The organism is Kastovskya adunca, from assembly GCF_059505785.1.
Map to the genome: position 1 here is coordinate 46,155 of NZ_JCACLG010000027.1, position 12,077 is coordinate 58,231.

General features: G+C 47.8%; 10 protein-coding genes and 1 CRISPR repeat array (1 of these 11 only partly in view). Of the genes, 6 read left to right on the forward strand and 4 right to left on the reverse strand.

Going from position 1 to position 12,077, the window contains the following annotated elements; genetic code table 11:
• A CRISPR array of direct repeats spans positions 1-1,976; the repeat unit is 37 nt; unit sequence GTTTCAATCCCTGATAGGGATTAGTGGTTTTTGAAAC; it begins 2,278 nt to the left of the window's first position.
• Positions 1,977-2,241: 265 nt separating this feature from the next.
• From AC5JR3_RS10745 to AC5JR3_RS10760, 4 genes are all read left to right on the forward strand, one after another.
• Positions 2,242-2,937, forward strand: coding sequence for a M15 family metallopeptidase (locus AC5JR3_RS10745; protein WP_495845737.1), 696 nt, complete (start codon positions 2,242-2,244; stop codon positions 2,935-2,937).
• A 322-nt stretch (positions 2,938-3,259) separates the two neighbouring features.
• Positions 3,260-3,652 (forward strand): DUF3110 domain-containing protein, encoded by a 393-nt coding sequence (locus tag AC5JR3_RS10750; RefSeq protein ID WP_495845739.1) that lies wholly within the window; start codon positions 3,260-3,262, stop codon positions 3,650-3,652.
• The gene (gene murQ, locus AC5JR3_RS10755; RefSeq protein WP_495845741.1) at positions 3,649-4,572 is read left to right on the forward strand and encodes an N-acetylmuramic acid 6-phosphate etherase; all 924 of its coding nucleotides are present in this window, start codon (positions 3,649-3,651) and stop codon (positions 4,570-4,572) included. Before AC5JR3_RS10750 ends, murQ begins: the two co-directional genes overlap by 4 nt.
• 188 nt (positions 4,573-4,760) lie before the next feature.
• On the forward strand, positions 4,761-6,287 hold the full coding sequence (locus AC5JR3_RS10760; RefSeq protein ID WP_495845743.1) for a site-2 protease family protein: 1,527 nt from the start codon (positions 4,761-4,763) through the stop codon (positions 6,285-6,287).
• 145 nt (positions 6,288-6,432) lie between these two features.
• Here AC5JR3_RS10760 and AC5JR3_RS10765 read toward each other — a convergent pair whose 3' ends face one another.
• From AC5JR3_RS10765 to AC5JR3_RS10780, 4 genes are all read right to left on the reverse strand, one after another.
• Complete coding sequence (locus AC5JR3_RS10765) at positions 6,433-7,212, reverse strand: ABC transporter permease (RefSeq protein ID WP_495845759.1); 780 nt, start codon at positions 7,210-7,212, stop codon at positions 6,433-6,435.
• A 22-nt stretch (positions 7,213-7,234) separates the two neighbouring features.
• Positions 7,235-8,179 (reverse strand): ABC transporter ATP-binding protein, encoded by a 945-nt coding sequence (locus tag AC5JR3_RS10770; protein WP_495845745.1) that lies wholly within the window; start codon positions 8,177-8,179, stop codon positions 7,235-7,237.
• Positions 8,180-8,562: 383 nt separating this feature from the next.
• The gene (locus tag AC5JR3_RS10775) at positions 8,563-8,940 is read right to left on the reverse strand and encodes a hypothetical protein (RefSeq protein WP_495845747.1); all 378 of its coding nucleotides are present in this window, start codon (positions 8,938-8,940) and stop codon (positions 8,563-8,565) included.
• 453 nt (positions 8,941-9,393) lie between these two features.
• Entirely contained in the window at positions 9,394-9,816 is a 423-nt protein-coding gene (locus AC5JR3_RS10780) for an acyl-CoA thioesterase (RefSeq protein ID WP_495845749.1), read from the reverse strand.
• A gap of 297 nt (positions 9,817-10,113) precedes the next feature.
• Between AC5JR3_RS10780 and AC5JR3_RS10785 the strand changes: the two genes are divergently transcribed.
• Entirely contained in the window at positions 10,114-11,109 is a 996-nt protein-coding gene (locus tag AC5JR3_RS10785) for an ABC transporter ATP-binding protein (protein WP_495845751.1), read from the forward strand.
• On the forward strand, positions 11,093-11,881 hold the full coding sequence (locus AC5JR3_RS10790; RefSeq protein WP_495845753.1) for an ABC transporter permease: 789 nt from the start codon (positions 11,093-11,095) through the stop codon (positions 11,879-11,881). Before AC5JR3_RS10785 ends, AC5JR3_RS10790 begins: the two co-directional genes overlap by 17 nt.
• Positions 11,882-12,077 lie beyond the last annotated feature (196 nt).

Consider the following 12,077-nt stretch of genomic DNA (forward strand, 5'->3'; position numbering starts at 1 on the left):
TAGTGGTTTTTGAAACTCGGTGATTGTGGAAACTATGGTGACTTGTTCACGTTTCAATCCCTGATAGGGATTAGTGGTTTTTGAAACGCGATCGCACTTAATCAATACTCTGCAATCTCATTCTGTTTCAATCCCTGATAGGGATTAGTGGTTTTTGAAACAGCGGTTCTCTTAAAGAGAAAAAGTATTACGCTATGTTTCAATCCCTGATAGGGATTAGTGGTTTTTGAAACTTTGACTAGCTCGAAGTCCAGCTTTTGGGCTGCCTGTTTCAATCCCTGATAGGGATTAGTGGTTTTTGAAACTTCCGGCTTGATTTTTGCGATTCATAAAGCCCCGTTTCAATCCCTGATAGGGATTAGTGGTTTTTGAAACTTGCCCAAATAGGCGATCACTTACTCAAGGCATGTTTCAATCCCTGATAGGGATTAGTGGTTTTTGAAACCGACAAACCCGACAGCGGGAATGTGCGGTGGGTGGTTTCAATCCCTGATAGGGATTAGTGGTTTTTGAAACAAACTCTGAACAAATAGATATCAGCAGCAGTTAAAAGTTTCAATCCCTGATAGGGATTAGTGGTTTTTGAAACGTCGGATTTAGCACGGGTAATTATAGGAAGTTCAGTTTCAATCCCTGATAGGGATTAGTGGTTTTTGAAACCGAGAGAGACTTTCTACTTCAATACGACCAATTCATCGTTTCAATCCCTGATAGGGATTAGTGGTTTTTGAAACGAGAGTTTTGCTCTTTCGCTGCTCAGTCAAACTGTTTCAATCCCTGATAGGGATTAGTGGTTTTTGAAACTTGCTAGAGGTGTCCAGAAATGCGATCGCCCCTGTGTTTCAATCCCTGATAGGGATTAGTGGTTTTTGAAACTCAGCAGTGATTTCTTGCATAAAATCCTTAATTAATGTTTCAATCCCTGATAGGGATTAGTGGTTTTTGAAACAGGTTTTTCGAGTAATCATCATTGCGGGAATCAAGTTTCAATCCCTGATAGGGATTAGTGGTTTTTGAAACCAATAATCCTCAATTCCTCTTTAACCGTCAGGTAGTTTCAATCCCTGATAGGGATTAGTGGTTTTTGAAACGCGCGGCGCTCTACCCGGACAACTAAGCCCTCTCGTTTCAATCCCTGATAGGGATTAGTGGTTTTTGAAACATCGATTTGTTGCTTTTGGTCTGCTGCGATTCGCTGTTTCAATCCCTGATAGGGATTAGTGGTTTTTGAAACACGAAATGGTTGTGAGCTATCGGCTGAGTCAAGTCGGTTTCAATCCCTGATAGGGATTAGTGGTTTTTGAAACTTGGCTTTTCTGCCCCTGCCTATGCTCGGATAGAGCCTCAAGGTTTCAATCCCTGATAGGGATTAGTGGTTTTTGAAACTTTTGAGCCTACTAATCCAAATAGAGCCGTCTGTATAGTTGTTTCAATCCCTGATAGGGATTAGTGGTTTTTGAAACTTGCCTTCTGTCGGTAGGATATTAGCGTGGTGAGTTTCAATCCCTGATAGGGATTAGTGGTTTTTGAAACTTCACTCAAAAGATCCCGCTCGGTGCTGGTGGCGGTTTCAATCCCTGATAGGGATTAGTGGTTTTTGAAACCGAAGAGATAGGTTCTGGGAGATCTATTTCCCCGTTTCAATCCCTGATAGGGATTAGTGGTTTTTGAAACTATTGAGGCTCCCTACATCGAGACTCGCCGTAAGGTGGCACAAGTTTCAATCCCTGATAGGGATTAGTGGTTTTTGAAACAGCATGGCGGCTGGTGGTGTAATGGCGTTGATGTGTTTCAATCCCTGATAGGGATTAGTGGTTTTTGAAACATAGAAACTCTCCAGAAGCTCGTCGGAGGACAGTTCCCAAGTTTCAATCCCTGATAGGGATTAGTGGTTTTTGAAACAGTTAATGGTGCTGATTTAGCTAATACTGCTTTTATAGTTTCAATCCCTGATAGGGATTAGTGGTTTTTGAAACTGCGGCAACCTGGAAAGTAGACAGTATTTAGTTTTCAAGGTGCTGTTGCGCGGATTAGATAATAGCATATCATTTCAGACTATAAATTGGGAATAGGAGTAGAGATGATTTTGCCTCAAAGCTAGCTGTAGTAAGCTTTCTGGAAATTGCGCGGATCGATAAATTGAGTAAAACTCTCAAACCCTTGCTAGGTAAAGCTTCTTGCCGCAAAACTCACCCAAGCCTCAAAAACACCTACCTCTCCGCGCTATGGGGATGAAAATACATGAAACCTTATCAGCAGATTCCCATTGTAGAATGCGGAGAACCCCTGACATCGATTCCCTTAGAACAGTTTGCCGTTGAGTCGCCCCATCCCTACGAAAAGTTGGGTGCGCCTTATGGCAAGGCTTCTCCCTACTATCTCCGTCAGAGTGTCCTCAAAGCGCTGATCAATGCCCAAGCCGACTTGCAACATCAGCATCCCGGCTGGCGCATTCAGATTTTTGATGCCTATCGCCCCGTGGCGGTGCAACAATTCATGGTGGATTACACCTTTACGGAAGTTTTGCAGGCAAAAGGACTAAGCCTTGCAGAATCAGAACAGCAGCAGCTTGCCCTTTGGGAGGAAGTCTATCAATTTTGGGCAGTTCCCAGCTCTAACCCTGCCACACCACCGCCTCACAGCACGGGGGCGGCTGTCGATGTCACCCTGGTAGATGCCACAGGTAAAGCAGTGGATATGGGTTCAGCTATTGATGAAATATCAGCGCGATCGCATCCCAATTACTACACCAACCAACCCAACCAGCCTTATCATACTCATCGCCAAATCTTGCACAATGTCATGCACAGCGCCGGATTTCTGCGTCATCCCAACGAGTGGTGGCACTTCTCCCTAGGCGATCAACTGTGGGCGTGGCAACATAACCAAATAAACCCAGAACAGTCTGTCACCGCTCGTTACGGCGCAGTGGAATGAAGTTGATCAGATGGATGGGGAGCAGGGGAGCGGGGGAGCTGGGGTGCAGGGGAGCTGGAGAGCTGGGGAGCTGGGGAGCGGGGGAGCGGGGGAGCAAGGGGATAACTACACTTCATACTTCATACTTCACACTTCACCCTTCATACTTCATACTTCATCCTTCACACTTCACCCTTCATACTTCACCAAGCGCCTCCGGCAACGGCTTCGCCGAACATACTTTCTTCCCAACTCAGGACTCAGGACTCAGGACTCAGGACTTAGAAAGACTCAGAGCTAATCTCAGATATCCTAAACAAAGAAGTTTTATAGTTGTCCATTTATGCCTGTATTTGTTTTGTTATTTAATGCCCGCACAGAAAACGAAGGCATCCATTCGATTCAGATTGGCGATCGCAACAAGGTATTGATGTTTCAGTCAGAAGACGACGCCCTGCGCTTTGCTTTGATGTTAGAAGCACAAGATTTCCCGGAAGCTACGGTTGAAGCATTTGAGGCGGAGGAAATTGAAGAATTCTGTAGTGGTGCAGGCTACGACGCGGAGCTAATTGAGGAAGGAATGCTGGCAATGCCTCCAGAAACTAATCTGGAAAAGACGGACTGGAAAATCGAACAAGACTCAGACGAGGACGATTTAGATTTAGATGATCCGGTCACTAAACCAGAAATCTCCGATCTCGATCGCATTCGCCGCCAGCTAGAAGGACTGCTATGACGAACTTAGAGGAACGCGGACATCTGCTTACCGAACAGGCTAACCCCAATAGCCAGAACCTCGACCAACTTACCTCCCTGGAGTTGGTGAAGTTATTTAATCAAGAAGATGCCGAAACGATTAATGCGATCGCATCTGCCCAAACCCAACTGGCTCAAGCCATTGACCGCGCCGCCTACTTCCTGCGTCAGGGAGGGCGTTTGTTTTACATCGGAGCAGGCACGAGTGGGCGCTTAGGCGTGTTAGACGCGGCGGAATGTCCCCCCACCTTCTGCACCCCCCCAGAACTGGTACAGGGGATTATCGCTGGGGGAGCAGGGGCATTAGTGCGGAGTTCGGAAGACTTGGAAGACCGTTCCGAAGATGGAGCAGAAGCGATCGCCCATCGTCATATTACCGAGCTGGATGTCGTCATCGGCATCACGGCTGGGGGAACGACGCCCTTTGTCCACGGTGCCCTACAAGCCGCCAAACAGCGAGGAGCCACGACAATTTTGATTGCCTGTGTCCCTTCCGAGCAAGTCAGCATCGATGCCGACCTCGATATTCGCCTACTGGTGGGGCCAGAAATCCTCGCTGGCTCTACCCGGCTCAAAGCGGGAACGGTTACCAAAATGGCACTAAATATCATCTCAACAGGCGTAATGGTGCAGTTGGGCAAAGTCTACGGCAACCGTATGGTCGATGTCGCCGTGACCAATAAAAAACTCCATGACCGCGCCCTGCGGATTCTGCAAGACCTCACCAATTTAAGCCGAGAAGAAGCTGGCTACTTGCTAGAGCGTAGCGGACGACAGGTAAAGCTGGCATTGATCATGCACATGCTCGGTGTGGAAAAAGCAGCAGGCGAACAGCTTCTCACCCAACATCAGGGCAACCTCAGAGCCGCTGTCAATAGCACCTCTGCCCTCAATCATTAGAACCCTTGACTCAACAAGAGTGCCGACTTCGTTAGATTAGATCTAATCAACTCAACAAAGGTTAGGGGAATCTTACGTTATATACACCGTGGTATAAGCCTGAGCATTCCCAACGCCCGCAGGCGTCATTCGATGCCAAGGCGGAGGGTTTTGTATAAATTCTGTTTTAGAAGCGAGGGGAGCAACGAATGTTTACTGGATCAGAAACCACTGCAACAGTTTTAATTGTCCTGCTAGCGGCGGGCATTCTGGGTTGGGGTTTTAACCGCGCCCGGACGTATGGAAAGCTAGGAATTTTAGCCTGGTTGCAATCGGTTGTACTGATGACCCCCTGGCTGTTGTTCTTTGGCTTATTTGCCGCTGGGCTTTATATCAACCTTGTCGGTATCTTGTTCTTGCTGGTGGTTTCAGCGGGTTTGTACATCTACTTAGGACAGCGCTTGCGAGCTGAAGGTAATGATGTGCTATTGCGGGAGAAAGCCGCCAAGATGCTGCAAGCAAGAGAGTCAAACGGTGCTGAAATGCCAGCCGAAAAAGACTCATTACAAGAGGAGTCACCTGAAACACTCATCAGCCTCCCAACTTTAGAGATTGTGCCAATTCCTGATGAAGACTTAAAAGCGATTCAGGGAATTTTCGGCATTGATACCTTTTTTGCCACCGAAACAATTCCCTACCAGGAAGGGGCAATCTTCAAAGGTAATATGCGGGGAGATCCGAGTCAGATTCATCAGCGTCTATCTGAAAGTTTGCAGGAAAAATTAGGCGATCGCTACCGCTTATTTTTAGTCGAAAGCCCGGAAGGTAGACCCGTCGTCATCGTGCTTCCCAGCAGCAATGACCCGCAACCTTCCACCCTGACGCAAAAAGGTCTCGCCTTTGTCCTCTTTCTCGCCACTGTTGCCACCACCTTAGAAGCCGGGGGCTTACTACAAGGCTTTGACTTTTTCAGTAGCCCGGAACGCTATCGAGACGCCCTCCCCATCGCGGCTGGCATTTGGATTATTTTAATTGCCCATGAAATTGGTCATTTGGTACTCGCACAGCGTCACAACATCCGGCTCAGTCTGCCTTATTTCATTCCCAGTTGGCAAATTGCCTCTTTTGGGGCGCTGACTCGCTTTGAGTCTTTGTTACCCAATCGCTCGGTGCTATTTGATATCTCCCTAGCCGGGCCAGCCCTAGGGGGAATTGTCTCCTTGCTGATGCTCGTGGTAGGCTTGCTGTTCTCACACACGGGCAGTATTTTTCAAGTCCCCACGGAGTTTTTTCAAGGGTCGATTTTGGTGGGAACCCTCGCCAAAGTCGTCCTCGGTTCTGCCTTGGAAACTCCTCTGGTTGATGTCCATCCGCTGGCGATTATCGGTTGGATTGGTTTAGTCATCAACGCCCTGAATTTAATGCCAGCAGGACAACTAGACGGAGGGCGGATTATTCAAGCCATCTACGGACGCAAAACTGCCCGACGTGCTACCATTGCCACCCTGATTGTGTTGGCAATTGTCGCCTTGGTCAATCCGGCTAATCCCATCATTCTGTATTGGGCGATCGTGATTTTATTCTTACAGCGTGGCTTAGAGCGCCCCAGCCTGAATGAAATTACCGAACCTGATGACGCCAGAGCTGCTTTAGGACTTTTGGCACTTTTCTTGATGGTCGCCACCTTAATTCCCCTCACTCCTGGATTAGCAGGCAGATTAGGAATCGGCGGTTAGAGCATGGGTTCACCATTGAATAAAACTAGTAATTGCTAGCACTTTAAACCCCTGAATTTTCTAAAAGTTCGGGGGTTTCGTCTTCACAAGTGATTTAGAGAATCTAAAGGTTTATTGATAAAAATGCCAGCTCCAAATATGATTTTTAGCGAAATAAATGAGGGTAAATCTGTCGCCAAGCCAGCACACCAAAACTAGCCACCAAAACTATTAACCAGATCAACTCCAAAAACCAAAACGGCGGTAGACCTAAAGGCCAACGTAACAAATCAATCAACGATGCTAGGGGTAAAGCTGTTGCCACAGTTCTCAAAAAAGGTGGCAGTGTATCGCGGGGAAAATAGGTGCCGCAGAGGGTAAACATGGGAACGACAACTAGGAAAACTGGCACATTTATCTGGTCAATGGTGCGAACTGTTCCTGCTGTAAACAACCCGCCTGCGCCGAATAACATGCTGCCTAAAATAATCAACGGCATTGATAGCAAAAGCGCCACGGGAGAATAAAGCCCCCACGCCACCGCCAGTAACCCCGTTAGGGTGCCAGCGAGGGTTCCCTTGGTTGTTGCCCACAACCAATCGCCCAGAAACACTTCGGTAAAACTCAACGGAGCCGTTAATAAAGCTTGCCAAGTTTTTTGAAAACTTAAGCGAATAAAACTGCTATACGCTCCTTCAAAAAAGGATTGGAAAAGTACCCCAACGCCAATCATTCCAGGAGCAATGAAATTGAGATAGGGAATCGCTTGACCTTGATAAGAAACTTCCCCAATCAACGGCGTTAAGCCATACCCAAAAGCAATCAGATAAATCAGGGGTTCAGACAAAGGGGGCAAACTATTAACCAGCCAGGTTTTTTGATACACCTTGGCGTGACGATGCCAGACTGAGTAGACGCCCCAAGGGGTGACGGGAAAACCTTTCATACTCACTATGTTTTTTGCCTTCCTATTCCAATGGTGTTCCAGTCAATCGCAAAAATACATCTTCTAAATTTGTGCGACGGCGTGTTAGACGGTAGGGTTCAGCCGCATTCAGTTGTTCCCATAGGGCTTGAGGATTGTCTGAGGGTAAGCCAATTAGGTGGCTGTTACCGAAGGGGCGATACCAGGTTTGGTAATGCTGCGCTAGCTGTTGCAGGGTTTGTTCTGCAATACCCTCCACTTCTACGGCTTCTGCGCCGACAGTTCGCTCAATCATTTCATCGGGAGTGCCTTGGTCAATCATCTTTCCCTGCTGGAGTAAGATGAGGCGATCGCATAATCGTTGCGCTTCATCCATATAATGTGTCGTCAACAAGACTCCACTACCGTTGTGTTTTAACTGACTCACCAGCCGCCAAAAATCCTGCCGCGCATCGGGGTCAAGTCCTGTAGTTGGCTCATCCAAAAACACAACTTGCGGGTTGTTGATCATTGCCCGTGCTAACACCAGCCGCCGCTTCATGCCGCCAGAAAGCTCATCAACGAGGTTGCTGCCAAAATCTTGCAGCCCTACGTCTGCCAGTAATTCCCCCGCTCGTTTGCGTGCGGCTTTACCTGTAATCCGGTAGTGATGGGCAAAGTGAACTAAGTTCTCAAACACCGTAAAGTCAGGGTCAAGATTGTCCTCTTGAGTCACAATTCCCATGGAAAATCGTGCCTGTCGCCCTTGGGTTTGCACCTGGTAATTCCCCAGTTGCACAAAGCCACGGGTGGGGATCACCGACCCATACAACATCCCTAGGGTTGTTGTTTTCCCTGCACCATTGGGGCCGAGAAGACCCAGGATCTCGCCAGGGTTGAGGGTAAAGCTGACGCCTTGAACGACCTGACGCTCACCATAGGTTTTCCACAGGTCGTAGGCTTTGAGCGCTGTTGGTTCCGTGACTTGTCTTGTCGCAGCAAGTCTCATATAACTTTGGTTGAATTGCAGGTTGGTTAGTGGTCACGTTTTAGTATCGAGTTCTAGCAAAAAGCACAGCTTTGATACTGTTTGTTTTCCTGTCTATTGTAATACAAGTTGTAGTATAAAAAGACGCTTAATAACTGCTAATTTTTTAGGCGTGAAGCTTGTGGCGATCGCTTCCAACTACCTTAGCCGTAACAAAATTCACTAAACTTCCCCCCATCAGGTGATCAAAACTTCTCAGGCACAAAGTACCTTCTCTAAGGTTGCTCTTTGTGCCTGGTGGGGTTAAAAACATTCAAAAATGCGATCGCCTTTCCAGTCCTGCTGAAGGCGATCGCTTATGCCGTTGAATGCAACTGGGCACGATTCGTGGAGTTACCGTTGACTTAGTCCTTGCCAGTCACCTTATTCACTAGGTCTTTCGCCCCTTCAACAATACCTTCGGAGGGCTGACTTTCCTTATACTGCTTCAAATCTTCCTCATAAATCTTGTCTAGTCCTTTAGGATCTGTGATTGCCTTTGCCTCCTCGCTGTAAGCCTTTTGTCGGTCTTCTTCTCGAAGCCCTGTGCCATGACTAAGCGTATAGGCACGGTCAATAGCTTCCTCCGAGCGAGCTGGAGAATTTAGAGGCTTGTCTGATAGAGCTAAAGCGGGTTGATTAGCAAAAATCAACAAACTTGATAAACTCAGCAAACTCACTAGACCCATAACTAAGACACGCTTGCCCAAAACTCTCGCTATTGCTGAAAAAATTCGCTGCATAACAATCATTCTCCTAGTTTTCTTTAAAATTCGCCTTTACAAGACGATTAGAGCGATTTTGAGGCTCAAACCTCCATCGCACCCTTGAGATATCCTACGGTTCTGGCGATCCCCGCCCCTTCTGCCGGAAGATACATTCAAGCCCTCTAAAGAGTTACAGATTGTTTCAACAACCTTGTCAACGTTCGGTTTTTATTAGCTAAAGGCTAGCCATGATTCATCCCTAGGCACCAATCCCATCCCGCCACCCCCCTATCTAGAACTAATGGGGAGCAGAGGAGCAGAGGAGCAGGGGAGCAGCGGATGAAAATAACCAACCCTATTCATCCTTCATACTTCATCCTTCATACTTCATCCTTCATACTTCACCCTTCATACTTCACCCTTCATACTTCACCCTTCATACTTTCTCCCCTACTCAAAACTCAGGACTCAGGACTCAGAACTCAGGACTCACACTTTCTCCACCTGACTGGCTTGTTCAAACGCTTCAAGGATCTGACGAGGAATCGCCTTGGGACGCATAGAGGAAGTGTCTACCCAAACCCACAACGCCTCTGCTGTCACCAGCCGTTGCTCCTCGCCTTGTTGGTGAATTTCGTAACGCCGGATGGCACGCGGGCCCCGCAGTTCTTGTAGCCAGGTTGTAACTTCCAGGATGTCACCCGCCACAGCGGGACGGAGATAGTCAATCTCGATGCGCCGCATTACGAAAATGCCACCGAATTCTTGGTATTTAGCGTGGTTGAAGCCGAGATGCTCGGAATGTTCAACTGCCGCTTGTTCGAGATAGTGTTGGTAGACAGAGTTGTTGACATGCCCCAAAGCGTCCATCTCGTGATACCGCACGCGTAATTGGGTGGTAAATTTTTGCATTGGGGTTTTAGTCTTCTGTTGATTGGGCTACAACTGCCACTTTAGAGAAAAATTTGGATAAGTTGCTTGAAGTCTACATCACCTAGCAAGTGAAATTAGGGAAGCGATCGCCTAGAAAAATCGCGCCTCCTACTGATGCTGATATTCTCTCCAAGAAGTCTTGTCTTCAACCTGCTTTGCTACTTTGCCAGGATTTGTCGCGGCACAGTTTGTAACTCATGTGTAATAAAGTAAGTTACAAGCTGCTTGCGATACCGTCAAGAATAGGCTTGAGCATTTTCCAACTACAGTGAATGTATGTCTATTGTTGTGGCTGAGAACCTGAGTAAGGTCTATCCGGTAGCCGTAAAAGAACCGGGGATTAAAGGAACACTAACTCACTTTTTTCGCCGCACCTATCGCCCAGTTAAGGCAGTGCAAGACGTTTCCTTTGAGATTGCAGCGGGTGAAGTGGTAGGGTTTCTTGGTCCCAACGGTGCCGGAAAAACCACTACCCTAAAAATGTTGACGGGGTTGATTCATCCCTCTAGCGGTAAGGTACGCGTTGCAGGGCATGTTCCTTTCCGGCGTCAACCCAACTTCTTGCAGAAGATTACGCTGGTGATGGGGCAAAAGCAGCAATTACTTTGGGACTTACCCGCCCTAGATTCGTTGAAAATTAATGCCGCCGTCTATGGACTTTCTCATAAAGAATCTCGCGATCGCATCGGCAAACTTACAGAAATGCTTTCTCTAGAAGGCAAGCTCACCCAACCCGTGCGGAAACTCTCCCTAGGGGAACGGATGAAAGCCGAGTTATTAGCCGCCCTCCTCCACAACCCCCAGGTCTTGTTTCTCGATGAACCAACCCTCGGATTGGATGTCAACGCCCAACTAGGAGTCCGGGACTTTTTGCGCGACTACAATCGCAACACAGGTGCCACAGTACTCTTGACCAGTCACTACATGGCAGATATTACCGCCCTCTGCCAGCGGGTGCTACTGATTCACGCCGGTCAACTGATTTACGATGGCAGCTTAGAAGGATTACTCGATCGCTTTGCTCCCTATCGCGAGGTAAAAGTAGAGCTGGCTGATGAATTATCCGCCCAAAAGCTTTCCCGCTTTGGGGAATTGGAAAGCGTAACAGGTCGAAACGTACGTTTTTTGGTACGGCGAGATCAACTCACCCGCACCGTATCCCGAATTTTGACAGAGCTAGAAGTGCTGGACTTAACAGTGACAGAACCACCTATCGAAGAAGTGATTGGTCGAGTATTCCAGGCGGGAGTAGTTCATGAAACAGGTAATTAAAAAAGCCACCGCCTTTCTCTCGGTTTACTACGCCTATATGTTGGAGTATCGGGCGGAATTATTGTTATGGGCATTATCCGGAACATTGCCGCTGATTTTGATGGGCGTCTGGGTAGAAGCCTCCGAAGAAGGGCAATTTGGGTTAACTCCTACCGATTTCGTCCGTTACTTCCTGATCGTTTTCCTCATCCGTCAGTTCACAGTTGTTTGGGTGATTTGGGAGTTTGAAAAGGAAGTTGTAGAAGGGAAGCTTTCCCCACGTCTATTGCAGCCGATTGACCCGGTATGGCACCACGTCGCCTCGCACCTCTCAGAACGACTAGCGCGTCTGCCCTTTGCCCTAGGGTTAGTAGGATTTTGTTTCCTGCTTTATCCCCAAGCTGCATGGGTGCCGAATCCGGGGCGGGTATTGCTGTTTCTTCCCGTCTTAGCGTTGGCATTTGCCCTGCGCTTCCTCATGCAGTACACCTTTGCTCTGTTTGCCTTCTGGACAGAACGTGCTAGTGCAATTGAGCAATTTTCCCTGTTGTTCTATCTATTTCTTTCTGGCTTAATTGCGCCTCTAGAAGTGTTTCCTCCCACCGTCCGAGAAATAGCTTTATGGACTCCATTTCCGTACATGATTCATTTCCCCGCCTCAATTTTGATTGGTTTACCAGTCAATATAGTGCGAGGGCTGTTAGTGATGCTGGGTTGGGGGATAGTGTTTTTCATCTGCAACCGCTGGCTTTGGCGCAAAGGGTTGAAGCAATATTCTGGAATGGGAGCTTGAGGGGAAAGGATGAAGGGGGAAGTATGAAGGGTGAAGTATGAAGTATGAAATAGGCGATTGGAATAATGGCTAATCGTCGTCAATTTTTCTCTCCCCTGCTCCCCTGCTCCCCTGCTCCCCTGCTCCTCTGCCCCCCTGCCCCCCTCTCACAGGTGTAGGTTTTTTACAATCAAGCGGAGTTGAAGAAAGTCACAGT

Bases quoted from the DNA above. Each gene is read 5' to 3' on its own strand.
- AC5JR3_RS10785 (WP_495845751.1), top strand. From the start codon at position 10,114: ATGTCTATTGTTGTGGCTGAGAACCTGAGTAAGGTCTATCCGGTAGCC.
- AC5JR3_RS10790 (WP_495845753.1), top strand. From the start codon at position 11,093: ATGAAACAGGTAATTAAAAAAGCCACCGCCTTTCTCTCGGTTTACTAC.
- AC5JR3_RS10780 (WP_495845749.1), bottom strand. From the start codon at position 9,816: ATGCAAAAATTTACCACCCAATTACGCGTGCGGTATCACGAGATGGAC.
- AC5JR3_RS10750 (WP_495845739.1), top strand. From the start codon at position 3,260: ATGCCTGTATTTGTTTTGTTATTTAATGCCCGCACAGAAAACGAAGGC.
- AC5JR3_RS10765 (WP_495845759.1), bottom strand. From the start codon at position 7,212: ATGAAAGGTTTTCCCGTCACCCCTTGGGGCGTCTACTCAGTCTGGCAT.
- AC5JR3_RS10775 (WP_495845747.1), bottom strand. From the start codon at position 8,940: ATGCAGCGAATTTTTTCAGCAATAGCGAGAGTTTTGGGCAAGCGTGTC.
- AC5JR3_RS10770 (WP_495845745.1), bottom strand. From the start codon at position 8,179: ATGAGACTTGCTGCGACAAGACAAGTCACGGAACCAACAGCGCTCAAA.
- AC5JR3_RS10745 (WP_495845737.1), top strand. From the start codon at position 2,242: ATGAAACCTTATCAGCAGATTCCCATTGTAGAATGCGGAGAACCCCTG.
- murQ (WP_495845741.1), top strand. From the start codon at position 3,649: ATGACGAACTTAGAGGAACGCGGACATCTGCTTACCGAACAGGCTAAC.
- AC5JR3_RS10760 (WP_495845743.1), top strand. From the start codon at position 4,761: ATGTTTACTGGATCAGAAACCACTGCAACAGTTTTAATTGTCCTGCTA.